Genomic DNA, 20979 nt, shown 5'->3' with positions numbered 1-20979 from the left:
CAGGTTACAGTATTACTTTTGCTCTTCTGTGTTGCGAGTCAGAATTTTATCAATCAGGCCGTATTCAAGCGCTTCTTCAGCAGACTTGAAGTTATCGCGGTCTGTGTCGCGTTCGATTACTTCAAGCGGCTGGCCAGTACGTTCAGCAAGAACTTTGTTTAATTTGTCACGAAGCAAGAGAATGCGTTTCGCGGCAATTTCAATTTCTGTCGCCTGACCTTGCGCACCGCCAAGCGGCTGGTGAATCATGACTTCACTGTTTGGAAGCGCATAGCGTTTGCCTTTTTCGCCGGCAGCAAGCAGGAACGCGCCCATTGATGCAGCCATACCGATACAAATGGTAGATACTTTCGGCTTAATAAACTGCATGGTATCATAGATCGCCATACCGGCTGTAATAGAGCCGCCCGGGCTGTTGATGTAAATAGAAATATCTTTTTCAGGGTCTTCCGCTTCTAAGAATAAAAGCTGTGACACGATGGAGTTCGCAACGTTGTCATCAATCGCAGATCCAAGCATGATGATACGATCCTTTAATAGACGAGAATAAATGTCATACGCTCTTTCCCCGCGGTTCGTTTGTTCAATGACTGTAGGTATTAAATTCATAATGCTCCTCCTTCACCTTTTAGGTAAGTATGTAGTTACATGATACATTTTTGGTCAATAAAGGTCAAACAAAAAGCTGGCTTGACACGCAAAGTCTTCTCTTTTTCCCATTTTCCCCAAATTTATATGGGTTCAAACCATCGTATGTCAGATTGCCAAATAAGATGATGTGTTAGATGTGAAAAACGGCCTCTTGAAATAGAGGGTTGTTATTTGAAGGGAATTATCGTATAATGAGTTGTGCTGACGTTCTCATCACGCAGTGAATATGCGCTCGTAGCTCAGTTGGATAGAGCGGTGGTTTCCGGTACCACGTCTGTCGGGGGTTCGAATCCCTCCGAGCGCGTCCAATAGAACAACAGGAAAGACAAGGGTTTGGCACTTTGCCGCTCTTGTCTTTTTTGTGAGAGATAATGAAAAACTAAGGATTCAGCTCCCTTTACATATTAGAGAAGCTTTCTGATACATCAAAAATAACATTAAATGTTATAGAGTGCCTGCAACCCTAAAGTCTTAGAGTACTTATATAATTTTCGAAATCATTTTTTCCTTACCAATGAGGGGGAAGAGATCAATACAATAAGATTAAGTTTAATGTGCTAAAATAAAACCCGACAACCTGATAGTTATCCCCTCCAAGTGAAACAGCCGGCTTTTCGGAAGTGCCTGTTTCACTTGGAGGGGTTTTTTTTAGGGAGAGAAAGGACAACGTTTCAGCACGATATGAAAAAATTTAAAAGGAAAGCCGCCATATGAGAAAGGAAACAAAATCTATAACACTTATTTCATGAGGGCTTCGGAGTGTAACTCAGCTAAAAATTGGGTGAGTACATATTGGGACGGCAAGCCTTTTGGATCAAAGGGGAAAAGATACAAAGTCAGACAATCCTTTTACTGGACGCTGGAAGACAACGTTGAAAGCGTTGAGGAAGAATGAGAGTATTTAAAGAAACATAGTCGAGTCCTGAAAATCGTCATCTAAATCTGCATGGGCACGTTTTGTAGCTATTCACGAAATGAAGAACCTTCTCCAATGACATGGCTGGTGGGTATAGGCCAAAGTATCAAGATGGGGTGGGGTACTATAAATGGCGCAAGACGCAAAGAATTCGAATGGCAAGGCAACTAAGAAGGAAGGCTTTTTCATCAACCATAAGCGCGTGTTTATAGATTGATGAAAAGATGAATATTAACTCGAATATTCGAAAATATAAGGATTATTTTGGAAGAAAGGCATCGGTTATTTTCCAAACCGGACTTAACCTAGAATTTCAAACCAATTATCCTAACCAGCTATGTAACCGATATTATCCTATATTGCTTGCGGACAGCGTTTCTATTATCTTTCTGTCGTACAAGATCTTTACAACAATATATGGAAACTTCCTAACCGAAATAATAATCTTGAACTGGTCATGAAGACAGTGGGAAGTTTACAGCTTCCAGGATGTCCAAGGGCTATTCTTCACTCAGCTCAAGGCTTTCAATACCTAACAAAATCAAAAGCGCCTCAAAACTGTTGGCTCTAAGGCAGTCACGCTTGAAAGAGGAACTGCCTGGATATTGCCTGTATCGAATTGTTTTTCTCAATGTCAAAAACAGAGAACGCATATTTTTCTTCGTGGCAAACCGAGAAAGAGCTCCACAATAGCATAGAAGATTACATACATTTCTAACCACGAACGAAACCAGAAAAAATTAAACCAGTGTGCTCCGGTTGAATACCGTAACACACTGACTGTTTAGGCTTTTTATAGCTATCGACTTGACAGGGGTAAGACCTATCTACCGGGTATCTTTTTTACGATTATTTTTATTTTTTGGTGCTATGTAGGTCGGACCACAAACAAATCCTATAACCATAATAACGACTCCTACCCACCGGACGGCATAAAAATCAGTATCACGCAGGAAGACGAATGAAAATAAAGTAATGATTGTCCCGATAATCACTACAACTGCCCAGATATTACTTGATTTCCTCATTAAATGACTCCTTTATAACTTAATACTTCACCTTAGTATCGCGATTCGATGTAAAATATATCATACCGCAGATTAAATGGAAAATCCTAAAGGTAATGATTTGTTAGTACTATTTTAACGACTACCATCCCTATGGAATTGATGTCTGAATAAAAAAAGTTCTTAATACCCAGTTTAAATTCAAAACTATTTTCAGAGAATAAAATATATTCAAATAAACTTTACTTTAGTTTAGTATTAAACAATAAAAATATAATTATTATAAAAAAATAGGATCATCATTTCCTATAGAATGGTATTTTGATATCAATTACAAAGATTTGACATATCGAATTTTTTCCCTAATATTGGGTTCGATTACAAATAAAAGGAGGAGTTTTGTGAAGCTTAAAAGATTTGTTATAGCTGTTACTATTGGAACTGGAATTCTGGGATCTGTAATGTATTCATCGGCTTCAGCAGCAACATTAGAAACAAAAAAAGTTGAACTGGAAAATGTCTCTCAGGAGGGCAAAGATGCTAATGCAGCAGGAGGTATTGGGAACTTAGCTCAAAAAGCCTGGGTTTATGGGACTGAAGCAGCAAAGCATTATGGAGGAAAAGCTTTGAATATGTTTTTAGATAATGGAGGGTTAGGTATAGCTAAACCTTCAAACGAAGAGGTACAAGATATGGATGTTATCTTTGACAAAAAATAATCTATAAGAAAGGGGGATTATTATAGTCTCCCTTTTTTTAATAGAGGGGATTTTGATGAGAAAAAATAAAACTTTAATTATCGGTTTGTTGTTTATTTTATTATTTACTTTCATTGCACATTTCTTTTTAATTTTATCTACTGTATTACCCCCTAATCCGTTAGCTCTTGCGGTCAAACCTGTTTCTGATCGTTACACAAATACTTTATTCCAACAGAATTGGCACCTATTTGCGCCAGACCCTATTACAACTAATACAAATATATATATGGAGGTTGATACTGGAAAAGAGAGGGGAAAGAACGAGTGGATTGACATTTCAACCCCCTTAAAAGACCAAAATCACACTAAAATCGTAACCCCTTACAATCGAATTGTTAGAATTATAGATGGGCTTTCTTCTGATATTTTTGGGAATAATCAAGATGATGTCATTTTTCAATACGTTAAAAAAGCAAATGAAAATGATAAACAGGTAAAAGCTATAACAAAGGAAATAGAGAAGAGTCAAAAAATTGGCGAGGAAAATGTATATCGTTATGCAAGTTCGTATGCTAAATCTATATACAATCCTAAAACAATAAAAAGAATAAGAGTAAGAATAGATACAGTGAAACCGATTCCGTTTTCTCTACGAGATAACAATGATGATAAAGAAGAAAAATTTGAACAAAGCACTACATTTGAATGGAAAACGTTCAATAATAAAGTGGTTCCATTTTTTTAATGAGAGTGGAGGAACAATATTATGAATAACAGTATCACTAACAGAGTTATCGACTATTTTTCAAAAGAACGTTTTTATATTGGGGTAAGCTTGCTTCGCATCGTATTTGGTTTACTCATTTTATATTTTTATTTAATCCATTACAATCAAAGGCATTTCTTGTTTTCCGATTATGGTATTAATACATTTCATAATGTTATGAAACCAACTACATATTCATTGTATAATGTAACTTCATCCTTAAATTACTTTGATGCAGTATATCACGTTGGCATTATGTCAGCCATTCTATTTACTCTTGGTTTTAAAGGCCGGCTTATGGGAATCTTGAATTATGTTTTGTTCTATTCATTATATGTTCGTTTCTCATATATTGGAGACGGTGGCGACAATTTAATGATAATTACACTTTTTTATCTCTTGTTTGCAAATACTACAAAATATTTTTCTATAGATGCAGTGTTGCGAAAAAAAGAGACTTATGTATCTGACTGTAAGAAAACTATCGCTAATATTATTCAGTACTTTGTTGTTTTGTTTTGTGTTATGCAAGTTTGTATTGTATATGTTACGTCTGCTATTTATCAGATTATGGGTGAAACTTGGAATAATGGAACAGCCTTATACTATATATCACAAGTTAAAACGGTTGCGATGCCTTTTCTTGAGTCGTTAGTCACTCAACACATCTATTTAAGTGTTGTGATTTGTTATTCTAGTGTGTTATTAAAAATTGCTTTTCCTTTTCTAATTATAAACAAAAAAACAAGATGGCTTGCTGTCTTAATGGTTTGTTTACTGCATTTGGGTATTGCATTTGGAATGGGATTATATTCCTTTTCTATTGTCATGATCGCGATTGAGTTGGTGATTTTTACCGATAAGGAGTACAATCGCATATTCTCTACTTATCAGCAATTAAAACATAATCTTAATTGGCTGGTAAGGAAAAAATTAATGCGAAAATTTCAAGCCCACTGGAAAATGACTGTATACTATGATGCATGGTGCCCGTTATGTACCAAAACGAAAAAACGTATCGAGAGGGCGGACTGGCTCAATTTAATTGTTTTCGAGTCATTTCGTGATGGGACATCGTCTATTATTGATGAGGTGGATATAGAGGAATTAGAAAAGCGGATGCATGGAAAGACGTTGGAAAAAAGCATCGTCTCTGGTGCAGATACTTTTATCGAAATAAGCAAGCGGGTTATTCCGCTATGGGTATTGTATATGATATTGCTCTTAGCTAAGTTGTTTCATGTTAGCGATAGGATATATGATTTGATTGCCTCAAAAAGAAAAATAATTCCTCATGGGCAATGTAATCATGGGGCATGCGGCCTTAATCAGCAACAAAGAAAGGGGTAATAGTTTGTTCCTCATTGTTTTAATATTGATAGTAGCTGTTTTTATATTCGGTTTTTTTGGTTTAGCGGCATTTTTGAAAAGAAGGGATCGAAATAGAACGGTTGAGGATTTGACACGTTTTATGTTTTCTCATCCTGAACGCTTTTCGCTCACTATTATACAGAATGATCAAATCCTTTTAAATCATAATGGAAGTAAGATGTTTCCCTTAGCCAGCACAGTGAAAATCCTTTTTTTGCTAGCATTTGTGCATGAGGCCAGAAAAAATCAGATAAGTTTCAATGATACTGCCAGTATCATTGAAATAGATAAATTTTATATTCCGAATACTGACGGAGGAGCACACGATAATTGGAAGAGCAAAGAGAATATTGGTCAAACTGTGACGATGAAAGAAGTACTCATTGGTATGATGAGATACAGTTCAAATGCATGTACCGATTATATTTACTTAAGGGTCGGAAAAGACAATATCCAAAAAATAATTGATAAATATTTGCCTGATAATCACACACCTGTTTTTTCTATAAACTCATCAATGTTAGTCGCTCCTTATCTGAAAAAATATGAAAATAAAAAAACGAAAGAAATCTCTGGTTATATGAAAGAGATGAAGCAAAAATATTTCATGGATATTTCAGGGGAAACTTTCGATGCCCTTGTGCATGGTAAAGCTGCTCCGTTAATATCCTCACTTTCTTCTGCTAATCATATTGACATACAAAGGGAGTTCACGAGGAAACTTCCATCTTCATCCAGCGAAAACTACGCCAGATTAATGTACCGTCTGGGGACTGGGGACCTTTTAAGTGAAGTGGAAAAAGGAATATTAGATGAGATAACAGGGCCGCCGAACCCTCAAGCTGAAAACCGTATTTGGTATAAAGGAGGCTCTACCTTGTTTGTTATGACGTCGGCTATTTTTAAAGAAACTGCGTCAGATTCCATCTCATTGGCCTTTTTTATTGAGGACATGACTCGTTTAGATATGTTATGGATTGATCATGTTTACCAGTCATTTCTTCAAAAGATAACTAACGACCCCTTATTTCGAAAACAATTAATAGCTGATTTAAAGGGGAAATTATAATATTTATGAAGCTTTTTAATGGTTTCCGGTACCACGTCTGTCGGGGGTTCGAATCCCTCCGAGCGCGTCCAATAGAACAACAGGAAAGACAAGGGTTTGGCACTTTGCCGCTCTTGTCTTTTTTGTTTTATGTTAAAAATCTTTTCTCATCGGAACATAAATTTTCCTCCTGCCGGGCACTTTATGAAATGTGCGATATTGAATTTACAAGGAGGATGAAATTGGGTATTTTAAGCGGAAATCCGCAAGAGGAACCGATGCATTACGGTGAGGTTTTCAGCTTGTGGAGTTATGTAATGGCAGGCAATAAAATGGTCGGCAATTACCAGATGTTATTGCATCATGTCGGTGATGACGATTTGAAAAAGCTGCTTCATGAGGCCATTGAGAAGTGCCAGGATGAAATGAAACAAGTCAGCAACATCCTGAAGGAAAACGGTGTGGCGCTCCCGCCGGCTTCTCCTGAACCGCCGGCAGCGGATCTTAAAGATATTCCGACGGGGGCGCGGTTTCTCGATCCGGATGTGGCGGTCTCTGCGGCAGCGCAAAATGCTGCAGGCCTTATGGCATGCAGCAAAATTATGGGTGAGTCAATACGTGAGGATATTGCCATGATGTTTGGGCAATTCCATTTATCGAAAGCGGCAATGGGAGCAAAATACTTAAGGCTGCTAAAAAACAAAGGCTGGCTCATCCCGCCGCCGCTTCATCTTCACAACCATCAAGACGAAGCCTAATGGCAAGGGCATATACAGCTGTATGTGCCCTTATCTTATGATGAAGCCGTAAGACGCAGGCCGATGACGCCAGCGAGGATAAGGCAAAGAGAAATCACTTGTGAAAGCTGAAACCGCTCCTTAAACCAGACAAAGCCAACCGCCGAAACGCCAATGCTGCCAATGCCGGTCCAGACGGCATAAGCGACTCCGGCAGGCAGGATCAGCATCGCTTGTGAAAGGCAGTAAAAGGATAAGCCAAATCCAACAGTCATCACAATAATCGGCCATTTTTTTCTTGTTCCGTCTACATATTTCATGGCAACGGCAGCTATAATTTCTTCTATGCCGGCAATCACTAATAAAAACCATGCCATTACGAGTCACCTCCCGACTGCGTTTTGCTTTCTTTCGTGAATAGCTTCATTCCTAAAATGCCGGCCAGCAATAAAGCTAAAAAGAACATTTGGGCTGCTGAGAAGGATTCGCCCAAAACAATTCCGGTGATATATGTTCCGACGGTTCCGATTCCGACAAATACAGTGTACGCCGCGGCCATCGGGATTTTTTGGTAAGATCGGATTAACAGGATAAAGCTGACCGCGATCAAAATAAAAATAATGATCCAATCCAAAAGCGAATCGGCATGTTTGAGGGAAGAGGCCCAAACAACTTCTAAAAGCCCTGCAATGAAAACAAGCACCCAATTCAAATGAAACACCTCTCTATTTTTATGAATGAACGTCAGTCATCTTTGAGGCGTTAAAAAATGAGCGGTTTTACCCAGTCATTTTTTACGCTGCAGCTAAGCTTCGTTTTAAGAAAGTAAAGATTTCTTTTTTATACACTTCAACATTTTCATCTTGTTCAAACCCGATATAGAATCGTTCTGCTGTGTTCTCGACCAAGTTAATAATCGTTTTGGCCGTCCATTTTGCATTGATTTCTTCAGTTACCTCGCGGCTTTCAATCGCCTTATGAATGATTTTTTCGAGCCAGAAATAATAAGGCTGATAGATCGTCTCCCATTTTTCCATGGAGTGGTCGATCGCAAGCCCGGAGTAACAGAGGATGATAATATCCTTATGGCGTTCTGTAATGAGAAATGTTTCATCAATCAATATGTCTAAAACAGTCCAAAAATCCTCGTCTCCATGCAGCCTTCCTTTGATTTGATCCAGCGTAAGGGTGAGAAGATTTTCTGCAATTGCCGGAATGAGGGCGTTTTTAGATGAGAAGTACAAATAGAACGTTCCTTGTGCAGTGCCGGCCTTTTTGACAATATCAGAAATAGAGGCTTTGTCGAGACCTTTTTCAGATATAACGTCAATGGCAGCGTGCAGAATTTTTTCATATTTGCCCGAAGTTTGTTTTGGCATAAGGAATACCTCCTGTAATGACTGACTATCATTCATTTTATCTCGGGTATGTGCGTTTGTAAAGAATAAAGAAGCAAGAAAACCTCTTGCTTCTTTATTTATCATAATCAATAGCGGCTTTCGGGAGCCCGGTATACTTTGCCCAGTAGTAAATCGCAAGTGAGCCGATGGCGACCAAAATAAGGTCGACGGGATTGCTGATGATGCCTAAACCATGTCCGAAAGAACCGATGTAGGAAAAGACCAGCATCATGATATAAAACCCGATAAGCCACCACGCTGATTTCAGCTGCTGGGCCAGACTGACATCTTCTTGAGGCGCATATTTGCTGAAACAGAGATAGACCAAAAACATGATGAGCTGTGAACCGAGCAGCCAGGAAACGGTCGTCCATCCTGACCAGTAAACGATAAACGCCGTGAAAATAAAGGAAAGCGGCCCGATAATACCCATCCCTTTTAAATAAAACGGCCTGTTTAAATCCTTCGCATTGACCCTCAGCGCTGCTGAACAAATGGGTGCAATCGCATAAGAAAGGATGAGCGCTACAGAACAGACATTGACGAGTGCGTTCCACGAAGGGAAGGGGAGCGTCCAGAAAATGGACAAGGCAAATGAAAGCCAGAGTGAAGCACGGGGGGTTCCCGTTTCTTTATTGACCTTTGAAAATATGCCAAATAATGTGCCGTTCCGCGCCCAGGCGTAGACGAGGCGAGATGTCGTATTCATAAAAATATTCCCGTTTCCTCCCGGAGACAGAATGGCGTCTAAAATGACAAGCGTTGCAAGCCAGCCTAAACCGAGCATGACCGCAATATCTTTAAACGGCAATGAGAACTCCCGTCCGATTGCGGGCCAGCCATTTTTAAGCGTTTCTGTCGGAATTGCACCAATAAAGGTGACTTGCAAAACAGTGTAAATGATGGTGGAAACAATGATGCAAACGATTAAAGCGATCGGGATGTTGCGTTTTGGATTTCGCACTTCGCCTGCAACAGCCACAATCGGGTGCAGGCCAAGATACGCAAACATTACGCCGCCTGTCGATATCGCAGCCTGAATACCTGTAAAACCGAACGGCGCAAATCCTTCAACAGATAAATTCTGCGGGTTAAAATGAAAGATCAGCACGATAATGATGGTAATCGGTACAATATATTTAAAAATCGATATGATGAAATTTGCCTTAGCGAATGTTTTGACGCTCCAATAATTCAGCAGGAAAAACAAGCATAGCAAGGCAAACTGTAAGAGCCAGCCGGCAATGGTCGGTGAATCAGAGCCTTCTTTGGTCAGGCCGGGAAACCAGTAGGCCACGTATTGCCGGACTGCCGTGACTTCAATCGAAATCAGGCTTGTGTAAGCGACGATTGTGACAAATGAAATTAAATAGCCGACAAGGTGGCCATGTGAATAAACGGGGTATCGAATGATGCCTCCGGTACGGGGCAGGGCGGCTCCAAGCTCCGCGTACACGAGCCCGATTAACAGAATGATGGCTCCGCCGATGATCCAGGAAAAAGCGCCGGAGGGTCCCGCTTTAGATGCGACATTACTGACAGCGAACAGCCACGCTGATCCAAAGATGGCTCCCATCCCAATCAGAATCAGATCAAACAGCGACATTGATTTTTGAAAATTTCCTTGTTTAGACATCCGCTTCCTCCTTAGCAACCAGCCTTATATTCCTTACAATGCCCAATATGCAACAGAGAATACCGCTCTAATAAAAAACAGATGCAGCCTGCGCTGCATCTGTTTTTTATTCATGAATCGTATCGAAGTGTTTCACCGTTATATTTTTAAATAAGGCTGTGCCGCCTTCAGAATAAAGGGTAATGCCTTTATCTTCGGGTTTTGGAAACACTTGATTTGAAAAAACGGTTTTCCCGTCGCCGACAAATACTTCTATCGTTGTTTTATCGGCGAGAATTTTCAAATGGGCCTTCTGTTTGCTTACATCGAAGGGAGCCTTGCTTTCAACATAGGTGTTGCTTTTGTCAGGCTGATTTGTAGCCGCTCTGTTGACATATGCATAGCCGTCTTCGGCGAAAATGCCGACATCAATATGGCGTTTTTGGTCTTTCGATTCTCTCAGTCTGACGCCTGCGTTCTCTAGCTCTGACCAAGAAAGATCCATATCAAGCTGGTACGTATCACCAGTGATCGACAGTGTTTTTGATCCGCTCACATCTTGATCCTCTACTTTGTCAGTTGAAACGGTCAGCTGCTCCAAAGCTTCGGTCGGCTGTGAGACGAGGCTGTATGTGCCGTCCTGCTCCTGCAGCCGGAGTTCGCGTATGACAGAATCTGTGCCGTTAAAGCCGTTCTTCATTGTCGGTGTGTTGTTGGCGTAATCCCAATTGTTCATCCAGGCAAGTGCATACCGCTTTTCTAATGGATCTGTGCTTTTGCCGTCTTCGAACGTCACGCCGCCGTACCAGTCAAAGCCGTAGTCAAGCCATTGGGCTTCGGTTTGATCCGCTGTAAATTCTTTTCCGTCAAAGCTTCCGGTCCAGTAGGCGTACGTATTTGGTTTGCCCCACGGTTTGCCGTTCGCGCTCGCGCCGAGAACCCATTTAGTCGTTCCATCGCTTGCCCGCATCATGTAGAGGTCAGGACATTCCACAATTCCCGCCTGCTCCGTTAAGAATCCGCTTGTGTAATGCCAGTCCTTTAGATTATCGGATTCATAAAAGCCGATTTTTGTTCCTTCAGCCATGGCTATGACCCATTTGTTATTCTGGTCATCCCATATGACTTTCGGGTCTCTGAAATCGTCTGTGCCGGGATTAGGCATAACGGGATTATCACTATAGGACTTAAATGATTTTCCTTTGTCTGTGCTGTACCACAAATGTTGCTCCTGTTTTTTATCTTTGGCTGAAGGCTGGGTCACGATTGCGACGAGCGCGTTTCTCCCGAATCCGGCTGTGTTTTCTTTATCGAGCACGACAGAACCGGTCCAAATGTCCCCGTCTGGGTTTGTGTATTTCGGGATCGCCACGCCTTCATCGGTCCAGTGCACCAAGTCCTCTGATACGGCATGGCGCCATTCTGTGCCGTTCCCGTTTGGGTAATCCCGGTTATAAAGGTAGAAATAATGATACTTGCCCTCAAAATAGACCGGTTTTTGGGGATCATTTTTCCATTTATCCGGCGTCGTAAAATGATAGGCCGCCCGGTAGTCCGGCTTCTGTGTTGATTTTGTTTTGTTGACAGGTTCTTCGTTTGGCAATAGGTTGATAAACAGCAATATTCCTAAAAAGCTCAGGATTACTGTTAGCCATTTGCCTGTTTTTTTATAGTTCATCTGGGATTCACCTTTATGATGTTGATAAGAAATAAAAGAAAATGCCAATAAGATATCGGCATTTTCTTTTGCGTCTTTATTTGTTAACTGTTAATTGCCCTTGTTCAAGGATGCTGTCTTTTACAACAGATGTTTTCTTGCCTTTGATGTTTAATAGGAAGCTTGGCGCAAACGTTGCTTTTTTGTCTGCAAAGAAGCCTCTGTTTGTCATGTAGCTTGTAATGACGACATTGTTTCCTTTAGCTTGAGGCACAGCGAAGTGTGAATAAGTAAAGGTCACATCGTTAGGATCAAGATCCATTTTTAACACAAGGCCTGTTTTGTTCAGCGGCTTGTATGGGCCGGTTAAGGAATTAGAAACATAACCGAGCATGTAAATGTCATTAGATGTAATGCCGTCAATTGTCATTTTTGATCCGCGGGAGTCAGTGAATAGGTACCATTTTCCATTCATTTTAAAGACATTCGCGCGTTCAATTTCATCTGTAACTGTGTTAGATGCAAGCAGTGGTTTCATCACTTTTTTCAGTGTGTAGTCATCGTTTAGCTCGATCATGCCGAGTGCGCCGTTCGCTAATTCAGCCGTGCGTTTTTTATCGCTTTGCAGAAGCTTTTTGCTTTCTTGACGGAAGAATGATGTGCTTTTGCCGTAGTATGCTTTATTAAATAAAGATTCTTCGCCTTGGTAGCCGTTTTCAGTACCAGTGTTCGCTTCAAATACTAAGTATTTGCGGCCTTTATCTTCTACGTAGTGAGGATCTCTCAGCGTGTGGTTATCGCCGGAGCTGTAGTTGCCTTCATCGATGAACTGCTGTACATTTTGATACGTTTTGCCGTCACCATCAAAGATTGATTTATAATCCTCTACACCGTCGATGTTCAGAGAGCTGTCTGACGTTGATACGTTAACCTGTGCCGTTGTCAGGGTTTGTTTGCCGTAATGTTTACCGGAGAAATCAGTGTAGAACAAACGAATGTGACCGTCAGATGTGAATGTCGCTGAACCTGACCATTCTTGTGTTTGGTCTTTCAGGATAGAATCATTTGCATCGAATTTGTCGCTGTCTTTAAAGACGCGGCCCGCGTTTTTCCAGCTGTCGATAGACGTTTCGCCGACTTTTTGATAGAACATGTAAATGGATGTGTCATCCGCATTTTTAGGGTCTCCGGCTAATGCAAAGACGATGTGGTAGCCGTGATAGTTTGCGACTGTGCCGTCAGCGTTTTGCAATGGCCAGCTGTCCCAAACGTCCAGGCCTTTTGCAGAAGAGATATTTTTAATTGTGGATGGATCGAATTCAGGCACTTGATATTTTTCATTTTTTTGCTGTTCAGGGATTTTCAGCATATCATGGCGTGTAATATGGGTAATGCCGTACGTTTCCTTATGCGGTTTATGGTTCGTTTCTTTCGCAAACGCTTGAGTCGCGCCTCCTGCCAGCAGTGCAGTTGTAAAGGTTAATGCTGTCGCTTGTTTTGCAAACTTTTTGATGTTCATCGTTCATGTCTCCTTTTTTATGTACTGTGTTAGCGGTTTGCTTCTCCCGGCCCTCCTGTTTGAAGATGGCAAGTCAGTTACGCACAATAAAAAAAGACCTAAAATATGTAAGGGGTGACGCCAAAGAATATACTTTGCCCTTTACACATTTTAGGTCTTGCCTGCTTTATCAGTAACAAACCTGCGTGATTTACTTTTCGACATCATTCTATTAAACTCTCGTTTAGATTACAACGGGTCTATTTTCCTCTTTTGTTTGATAGAAAATGAAAAAAGACCTTCGCGGATATGAGTCGAATAGACTAATGGGTGTTACGGAAAGTCAGGGGGATTCTCTATAACAATGTGGTGAAAGCTCTTTTCTTTTCTGGGAGATCGGCTGTTTTAGAGACTGGTCGCACGGGTCAGATGTCAAAGGGTCTTTTCGCAACCGTTGAATTCGGGGGCTTCGACTTCAGGGTTTGCGGAAGCGATTGTGAAACGGATTCAGGATACAGGCCATTATCACTCTTTCTCTCATATTTTTCAAATTTTTGAAACATAGAAGGGTAAATATCGTAGGTATTAAGGGAGGTGTAAAAATGAAGCAAGAAAAAAGGAAACATCTTGGCACATTATTCTCTGTGTTGGCGGAAAAACAACAGTTCAACGGGACGGTTCTGGCTGCGGAGGATGGCGATATTTTATATCATCACTCTTTCGGTTATGCGGAACTGGCGGAAAAAAGCCCTTTGCAAACCAGCTCTTTGTTTGAGTTAGCGTCTCTGTCAAAGCCTTTTACAGCTTTAGGGATCATATTGCTCGAGGAGAAAGGAATTCTTGGATATGAAGACAAAGTCGAGCGCTGGCTGCCGGGTTTTCCATATCAGGGCGTCACGATTCGACATTTATTGAACCATACGTCAGGGCTGCCTGATTATTTTGAATGGTTTCTTGCCAATTGGGACAAACACAAGATTGCGGTGAATCAGGATATTGTGGATATGCTGATGAATGAGGGGCTGCCTGGTTATTTTGAGCCGAACGAAGGCTGGCAGTACAGCAATACGGGGTATGTGCTGTTGGCGGTTATCATGGAAAAAGCCTCCGGCATGAGCTATTCGGATTTTATGAAAACACATATTTTTTCACCGGTCGGCATGAATGAAACGAAAGTGCATAATAGGAGGCTTCGGCCTGAGCACATGGATCATTATGCATATGGATACGTGTATGATGTACATTCCGAAACGTACGTCCTTCCTGATGATCTGGAAGAAACGAACTATGTTGTGTACCTCGATGGCATACAGGGAGACGGTACGGTGAACTCTGTCACAAGCGATTTGTTTCGATTTGATCAGGCTCTATATCAGGACGATTTAATTAGTAACACTTCTAAGGAGGCCGCATTTTCTCCGGTGCGGCTGAACAATGGTGAAACGTTCGATTACGGCTTTGGCTGGGTGCTGCAACACAGTCCTGAAAAAGGGAAGATTGTCAGCCACAGCGGTGGGTGGCCAGGTTATTTGACGATGATGATCCGGTATATAGATCTGCGTAAAACGCTGATCTATTTGAGTAACAAGGAAGAGGATGCGGAATATGAACAAGCGATTCTGAAGGCGGCGGAACATATTTTATTTGGCCAGCCGTATGAGATCCCGGAACGTCCTGCTGATAAAAAGAAAAAAGAAGTTGATCCGGCGATATACAGCCGCTATGTTGGCAGCTACTCGTTTCAGGATGGGACGGCTGCACGGGTGACAGCCGAGAATGAAAAGCTTTATTTGCAGATCATAGGACAGATGAGGCTTGAATTATTTCCTTCCTCGGAAACCCGTTTCTTTTTGCGGTCATTGTCTGTTGAAATCGAATTTTTGTTAGGCGATGATGTTGCGAAAAGCTTTATCCTCTATGAAGATGGCACAGAAGAAGTAGTAGTCCGTACGAATTAGAAAGAGAAAGGAATGAACGTGATGATCGGAATATTAGCCGGAATGGGGCCGAAATCAACCTCGCCGTTTATTGATAAGGTGATTGATTACTGTCAGAAGCTGTATGGGGCTTCAAATGATATCGACTTTCCACACATGATGATTTATTCGTGCCCGACCCCATTCTATGCAGATCGTCCCATCGATCATGACGGGATGAAAAGAGCGATTATCGATGGCGCGGTAAAGCTTGAAAAGACAGGCGTTGATTTTATCGCTCTTCCTTGTAATACGGCACATGTGTATTATGAAGAGATTCAGCAGGCGTTGGCGGTTCCTTTGTTACATATCATAAAGGAAACGGTAAAGGAAATTCCGCATACTGCAAAAAAAGCGGCTGTTTTAGGAACAGATTCAACCATCCAATCGGGCATCTACCAAAAAGGGCTGAAGGCAAACGGGCAAGAAGTTGTTCACAAGGATCATTGGCAGCAGGCTGTGAATCAGCTCATCGCCGCTATCAAACAGCCGAACAATATGATGCATACACATGCATTGTGGCAGAAGCTATATACCGAAATCAGCCAGCATGCAGACATCATCATTTCAGCCTGCACGGATTTAAATGCGGTGTTAGATCATGTTCAAAGCGAGATTCCGATTATAGATTCCTCTGAGTGTCTGGCGAAAAGCACTGTCAGCATATATCTTGCCAATCAAAGCTAGCTTCAAACAAGGACTGTCTTCAACCAGTCCTTTTTTTATGTTCCTATTGTTTGACAGTTGTAAGAAACAGTGTTAAATTTAACATGTAAATAGTTACATGATTTTCTGGATGTGAGGTGGTGCTCATGAAGAAGCCGATTTTAACATTATTCGCCTCTTTAGAAATCAAGGTAGAGCCGCCTATCACCATTGGTGAGACAGGCCTGGGAATGAGACGATGGATTCCGATTCGTTCGGGAACAATAACAGGGAAAGTAAAAGGGCGTATTTTGCCGGGCGGTGCCGATTCACAAATCATTCGCGCTGACGGCAGAACAGATTTATCTGCCAGGTATGCCATCGAAACAGCCGATCATGAACTGATTTACATTGAAAACAATGGAATACGGCAAGTCAGCGAGCCGTTTCGAAAACAAGCCGCAGCCGGGGACATCATTGATCCGGCACATGTTTATTTCCGTACGGTGCCGACATTTGAAACAGGTAGTGAAGCTTATCAATGGCTGCATGACCGCTTGTTTATCGGTTCCGCAGAAAGAACCCCTGATTGCGTTCGACTAGACATTTATGAAGTACAGTAAAGACTAAGGAGAGTGTGAAAGATGGAAGACTTTATCGGAAGCCACATGATTTATACTTATGAAAACGGATGGGAATACGAGATCTATATAAAAAACGATCATACCATCGATTATAGAATTCATAGCGGAATGGTTGCCGGACGCTGGGTTCGGGATCAGGAAGTCAATATTGTTAAACTGACAGAAGGCGTATATAAAGTGTCTTGGACAGAACCGACAGGCACAGATGTTTCATTAAATTTTATGCCGAATGAAAAACGCATGCACGGCATTATTTTCTTCCCGAAATGGGTGCATGAACACCCTGAAATTACGGTCTGCTATCAAAATGACCACATTGATCTTATGAAAGAATCCCGCGAAAAATATGAAACGTATCCGAAATACGTTGTACCTGAATTTGCGGAGATTACATTTCTGAAAAATGAGGGAGCCGACAATGAAGAAGTGATTTCGAAAGCTCCTTATGAAGGAATGACAGACGATATTCGCGCCGGAAAATTGTAAAAAACAAAAACCCGGGAAAGAGAGAAATTACTTCTCTTTTCCGGGTTTTCTTTTTGCTGCGTATGCCGGAACCATTACAATTCCCGTAAAAAACAGTATGATTCCAGTCCAGCGGAAGGGATCGTAATAGGCTGTGCCCCCGCAATAATACGACTGCCGACGAAATGATGATGCAAGCTGCCACAACGATGACAGCACCAATGTACCCTGTTTTCCCCATGTTTATTCTCCTTTTGGAAGGAATAGTTTTTGCCTTTTATCAGATTCAGGATCGTTTTCAATCGTAATCTCTGAATCTAAAATCAGCGTCTTTCTTGTTTCTTCATGATACGCCGGCCATTTTACATCCTCAGTGCTTGGGTTTCCTGTTTTGGCGAACGTGATCCATGCTGATTGTATGGTGTGAGAAAGTTGTTTCACCTCATCCGTAATCTCCGCTTTTGCCATTTGTTCTAAGCCGCCCAGATTTCCGAAAACAAAAGGAAGCTCTAATGCGTGAAACGCTTTATTGTACGGCGGCTTATTCGAGTGCCAGTCGAATCGGTACATCCAGACAGGCGCGAAATGGGACTGGGCGGCGGCATAGGCGACGGCCGGGCGCCAAAATAATAAATCAGTCATCATATGGATTTGGCTTTCAAGCGAACGCGGATACAGATCGGCGGCTTTCTCCGCCAGCGGCTGTCCTAATAAGTACTCGAGCGCGGCATCAAACGTTTCCTGAGAATGAACATCTGAATCCGGGGTGAAAAATAAATATCCTTCATCGCGATTTGTTCCGATTAACAGTGGAATGCCGGCCGCAGCACCTTCTGCGATCGCTTTTTCTGGTTCAGCAGGCAGCGTTTTCGGATCAAGGGCGGGCTGGAAGAACAGCTGAAAGATACTTTCATTTTCTGCTTTCCGAAGCTGATCGGCCGCTTTAAGCAAATCTTCCGCCGATAGCGTATGCAATCTGTCCAATTGACTCTCATCAATCTCAAGGACCTGTAAAAAGGCTGCCGCGGTGCTTGCCGCTTTCTCTTTCGTCATCGTTCGGGAAGCGCCGCTTTCCATAATCGCTTTCTGGAACAGGCCTTTTGCCGCAGGCATAGCGAGCAGCGCGGCAATGCTCATGCCGCCTGCGGATTCTCCAAATACCGTTACGTTCTCCGGATCACCGCCAAACGCTGAGATATTGTCTCGCACCCATTTCAGCGCGGTGGCTTGGTCCAAAAGCCCGAGGTTATCGGAATACGCCTCATCAAACGAAGACAAATGTAAAAATCCAAACGGCCCCAGCCGGTAATTCAATGTAACGACAATGACGTCTCCCTGCGCCGCAAGGCTTGATCCATCGTATAATGGCTCACTGCCCGCTCCGAGATAAAAAGCGCCGCCGTGAATCCACACCATGACAGGCAGGTTTTGATTCTCAGTGTCAGGCGCGAATACATTGAGATACAGACAATCCTCAGACTGGCGGGGAGGCTCAGCATACGAAAGTGACATTAAATCCGGCGGCTGCGGGCAAATCGGGCCGTACGCTGTTGTGTCCAATTCGTCCTTCCACGCATCCGGGGGCTCCGGTGCTTTAAAACGCAACTGTCCGACAGGCTGCTTGGCATAGGGGATGCCTCTCCATATATGTACGCCGTTTTCTGTTGTGCCTTTTACTTTCCCGTATGAAGTTGTTACTGTTGTATGTGACATCGCTCTCTCTCCCTTTTTACCCCATTATAAACAGATTTACCCTGATCATGCGAACGTCAGCCCTTAGCCGATATTCATCTTCCCATCGTTTTGAAAAAGGATTTGACTTCCTGCACGGTCAAGCCGATTTCTCTTGCTTCCTCCATCAGCGTTTTCCATTCCTCTATATTGGATTCCGTCAGTTTACGATTTCGGTAGGAAGCGGTTTCAGGCTGTTCTTTCTTTAGTATGTTCGTAAAAGTGAACAGTTCTTCCTTTTCCATTCCGGCTTGTACGGCTTGCACAAGATGCACGCGCCATTCTTCTTCACCGCCGCTGATTTTCTCGTACATCATCGTTTCCGCGTCGAACAATTCTGTTAATTCCACCTCCAGCGTGACGGAAATTTTCTTTAAAAATTGAACGGACGGATTCGTATGAACGCCTCTTTCAATCTTGCTTAAATAGGATTTAGATACACCTGACTCAACGGCCAGCTGATTTATAGAATAGCCTTTTCTTTTGCGGTACAAACGGATAATTCTTCCAATCATAATTAAAATTCTCCTCTATTCCTGTCGTTATTTCGTTCATTATAAGGAATTGTTCGTTCTTTATAAAATTTAAAATAATAAGGGAAGTGCAGTAAATAAGAGGAAAATCATGAATTTGTTCTCTAAAGAGAACTTATTGGCTTATTTTGCAATTTTTAAATAATATCTTTTTCTTTTATAATCCAATCATTAACAGAAAGGGGCGCGGGAAGCCAGCCGAAGGCTATGAATACATGAATGAGAATATGAGTTTTAAAGAATTATATGCGATTGTCAGACACAGATTCGTGCTGATCCTGCTCATCACAATCGGCGTCACCCTTATGACGGGTTTTATGCAATTTAAGGTCGTTTCACCGACCTATCAGGCGTCGACGCAAGTGCTGATTCATGAATCAGATGGTGAAAAAAACTCGAATCTCAGTGACATCCAGCGAAATCTTCAGTACAGCAACACGTTCCAAGCGATCATGAAAAGCACGGCCTTGATGGAAGAGGTCAAGGAGGAATTGCATCTTTCTGAATCGGCTTCCTCGCTGAAAGGAAAAGTGATAACCAGCAGTGAAAATGAATCAGAAATTATCACCGTTGCCGTCCGGGACCACGATCCGGCGGAAGCGGCTGAGATTGCGAACACGTTAGTGAACAAGTTTGAAAAAGAAGTAGATAAAAGATTGAACATACAAGGCGTACATATTTTATCAGAGGCAAAGGCTTCTGAAAGCCCAATGATAAAGCCGGCCCGGCTGCGAAATATGGTCATGGCTTTTGGCGCTGCTGTCATGGGCGGCATTACACTGGCATTTTTTCTGCATTTTCTCGATGATACGTGCAAAAGCGCACGGCAGCTCAGCGAGAGAACCGGATTGCCATGCTTAGGCTCCGTCCCTGATGTCCAAAAAGGGCGGAATCGCGGGATAAAACACTTCGGGGAGTGAAGCGAGTGATCTTTAGAAAAAAGAAAGCAAGGCGTGGTTTGGCTCAAATATCCGTTTTACACAATAAATCAATTGTTGCGGAACAATATCGCACCATTCGGACAAACATTGAGTTTTCATCCGTTCAGACCAACTTGCGGTCTATCCTCGTCACCTCCTCTGTGCCTGGAGAAGGTAAATCGTTCAGTGCGGCGAATCTTGCGGCTGTCTTTGCGCAGCAGCAGGAAAAGAAAGTGCTGCTGGTGGATGCCGATTTAAGAAAGCCGACCATCAATCAGACGTTTCAGGTTGGGAATGTAACCGGGCTGACAAATGTGCTGGTCGGTAATGCTTCACTCAGTGAGACGGTGCAAAAGACGCCGATCGATAACTTATATGTGCTGACAAGCGGACCGACCCCGCCGAATCCGGCTGAACTGCTGTCTTCAAAAGCGATGGGAGATTTAATATCTGAGATCTATAAACAATACAGCCTTGTCATCTTTGATTCTCCTCCGCTTTTGGCTGTTGCGGATGCTCAGATTTTAGCAAACCAGACAGACGGCAGCGTGCTCGTCGTTTTAAGCGGAAAAACAAAAACCGATACCATCCTAAAAGCGAAGGATGCACTGGAACAATCCAACGCAAAGCTGTTAGGCGCTCTTTTAAACAAAAAGAAAATGAAAAAATCGGAACACTATTCCTACTAAATAGATGGT

General features: G+C 42.2%; 20 protein-coding genes, 1 tRNA gene and 1 pseudogene. 12 read left to right on the top strand and 10 right to left on the bottom strand.

Annotated features, from left to right (window positions below; genetic code table 11):
• Positions 1-12: 12 nt before the first annotated feature.
• A complete protein-coding gene (gene clpP / locus ABZM97_RS17895) occupies positions 13-609 on the bottom strand; it encodes an ATP-dependent Clp endopeptidase proteolytic subunit ClpP (RefSeq protein WP_003219849.1) in 597 nt (198 codons plus the stop codon).
• 270 nt (positions 610-879) lie between these two features.
• Between clpP and ABZM97_RS17890 the strand changes: the two genes are divergently transcribed.
• From ABZM97_RS17890 to ABZM97_RS17865, 6 genes are all read left to right on the top strand, one after another.
• Positions 880-955: transfer RNA gene (locus tag ABZM97_RS17890), tRNA-Arg, on the top strand.
• 2020 nt (positions 956-2975) lie between these two features.
• Entirely contained in the window at positions 2976-3293 is a 318-nt protein-coding gene (locus ABZM97_RS17885; RefSeq protein ID WP_253268583.1) for a hypothetical protein, read from the top strand.
• A gap of 55 nt (positions 3294-3348) precedes the next feature.
• A complete protein-coding gene (locus ABZM97_RS17880) occupies positions 3349-4020 on the top strand; it encodes a DUF5819 family protein (RefSeq protein WP_087993993.1) in 672 nt (223 codons plus the stop codon).
• Positions 4021-4041: 21 nt separating this feature from the next.
• Positions 4042-5391, top strand: coding sequence for a DCC1-like thiol-disulfide oxidoreductase family protein (locus ABZM97_RS17875; RefSeq protein ID WP_253268582.1), 1350 nt, complete (start codon positions 4042-4044; stop codon positions 5389-5391).
• The gene (locus tag ABZM97_RS17870) at positions 5351-6481 is read left to right on the top strand and encodes a serine hydrolase (protein ID WP_176365313.1); all 1131 of its coding nucleotides are present in this window, start codon (positions 5351-5353) and stop codon (positions 6479-6481) included. The genes ABZM97_RS17875 and ABZM97_RS17870 overlap by 41 nt, the downstream gene beginning before the upstream one ends.
• A 221-nt stretch (positions 6482-6702) precedes the next feature.
• Positions 6703-7218, top strand: coding sequence for a DUF3231 family protein (locus ABZM97_RS17865; RefSeq protein ID WP_202327991.1), 516 nt, complete (start codon positions 6703-6705; stop codon positions 7216-7218).
• Between the two features lie 35 nt (positions 7219-7253).
• Here ABZM97_RS17865 and ABZM97_RS17860 read toward each other — a convergent pair whose 3' ends face one another.
• The 6 genes from ABZM97_RS17860 to sacB form a co-directional block, all read right to left on the bottom strand.
• Entirely contained in the window at positions 7254-7574 is a 321-nt protein-coding gene (locus ABZM97_RS17860) for a multidrug efflux SMR transporter (RefSeq protein ID WP_202327992.1), read from the bottom strand.
• Positions 7574-7909, bottom strand: coding sequence for a multidrug efflux SMR transporter (locus ABZM97_RS17855; RefSeq protein WP_202327993.1), 336 nt, complete (start codon positions 7907-7909; stop codon positions 7574-7576). Before ABZM97_RS17855 ends, ABZM97_RS17860 begins: the two co-directional genes overlap by 1 nt.
• An 82-nt stretch (positions 7910-7991) precedes the next feature.
• Positions 7992-8576 (bottom strand): TetR family transcriptional regulator, encoded by a 585-nt coding sequence (locus tag ABZM97_RS17850; RefSeq protein WP_367387038.1) that lies wholly within the window; start codon positions 8574-8576, stop codon positions 7992-7994.
• Positions 8577-8670: 94 nt separating this feature from the next.
• Positions 8671-10233: an aspartate/proton symporter AspP gene (aspP, locus tag ABZM97_RS17845; protein WP_087993525.1), complete on the bottom strand. Its 1563-nt coding sequence runs from the start codon at positions 10231-10233 to the stop codon at positions 8671-8673.
• A 106-nt stretch (positions 10234-10339) separates the two neighbouring features.
• Positions 10340-11890, bottom strand: coding sequence for a glycoside hydrolase family 32 protein (locus ABZM97_RS17840; RefSeq protein WP_367387037.1), 1551 nt, complete (start codon positions 11888-11890; stop codon positions 10340-10342).
• Positions 11891-11966: 76 nt separating this feature from the next.
• Positions 11967-13388, bottom strand: a complete 1422-nt coding sequence (gene sacB, locus ABZM97_RS17835) for a levansucrase (protein ID WP_202327995.1) — start codon at positions 13386-13388, stop codon at positions 11967-11969.
• 581 nt (positions 13389-13969) lie between these two features.
• Here sacB and ABZM97_RS17830 point away from each other — a divergent pair.
• The 4 genes from ABZM97_RS17830 (at position 13970) to padC (ending at position 17118) form a co-directional block, all read left to right on the top strand.
• Complete coding sequence (locus tag ABZM97_RS17830; RefSeq protein ID WP_202327996.1) at positions 13970-15325, top strand: serine hydrolase; 1356 nt, start codon at positions 13970-13972, stop codon at positions 15323-15325.
• A 21-nt stretch (positions 15326-15346) separates the two neighbouring features.
• The gene (locus ABZM97_RS17825) at positions 15347-16030 is read left to right on the top strand and encodes an aspartate/glutamate racemase family protein (RefSeq protein WP_087993537.1); all 684 of its coding nucleotides are present in this window, start codon (positions 15347-15349) and stop codon (positions 16028-16030) included.
• Positions 16031-16155: 125 nt separating this feature from the next.
• Positions 16156-16611 carry a DUF3237 domain-containing protein gene (locus ABZM97_RS17820; protein ID WP_087993522.1) on the top strand — a complete coding sequence of 152 codons (456 nt, stop codon included), beginning with the start codon at positions 16156-16158 and terminating at the stop codon, positions 16609-16611.
• A gap of 21 nt (positions 16612-16632) precedes the next feature.
• The gene (gene padC / locus ABZM97_RS17815; RefSeq protein ID WP_087993521.1) at positions 16633-17118 is read left to right on the top strand and encodes a phenolic acid decarboxylase; all 486 of its coding nucleotides are present in this window, start codon (positions 16633-16635) and stop codon (positions 17116-17118) included.
• Positions 17119-17145: 27 nt separating this feature from the next.
• Here padC and ABZM97_RS17810 read toward each other — a convergent pair.
• From ABZM97_RS17810 to slrR, 3 genes and pseudogenes are all read right to left on the bottom strand, one after another.
• Positions 17146-17338 (bottom strand): annotated as a pseudogene (locus ABZM97_RS17810) (hypothetical protein).
• Positions 17339-17340: 2 nt separating this feature from the next.
• Positions 17341-18810, bottom strand: a complete 1470-nt coding sequence (locus ABZM97_RS17805; RefSeq protein ID WP_202327997.1) for a carboxylesterase/lipase family protein — start codon at positions 18808-18810, stop codon at positions 17341-17343.
• A gap of 74 nt (positions 18811-18884) precedes the next feature.
• Positions 18885-19343 carry an HTH-type transcriptional regulator SlrR gene (gene slrR / locus ABZM97_RS17800; protein ID WP_087993518.1) on the bottom strand — a complete coding sequence of 153 codons (459 nt, stop codon included), beginning with the start codon at positions 19341-19343 and terminating at the stop codon, positions 18885-18887.
• 233 nt (positions 19344-19576) lie between these two features.
• Between slrR and ABZM97_RS17795 the strand changes: the two genes are divergently transcribed.
• Entirely contained in the window at positions 19577-20281 is a 705-nt protein-coding gene (locus ABZM97_RS17795) for a YveK family protein (protein ID WP_087993536.1), read from the top strand.
• Positions 20282-20286: 5 nt separating this feature from the next.
• Complete coding sequence (epsB, locus tag ABZM97_RS17790) at positions 20287-20970, top strand: protein tyrosine kinase EpsB (RefSeq protein WP_087993517.1); 684 nt, start codon at positions 20287-20289, stop codon at positions 20968-20970.
• Positions 20971-20979 lie beyond the last annotated feature (9 nt).

Origin of the sequence: Bacillus vallismortis (assembly GCF_040784915.1) — a bacterium.
GTDB classification, from domain to species: Bacteria; Bacillota; Bacilli; order Bacillales; family Bacillaceae; genus Bacillus; species Bacillus subtilis_G.
This window is presented reverse-complemented; position numbering and strand designations above follow the sequence as displayed.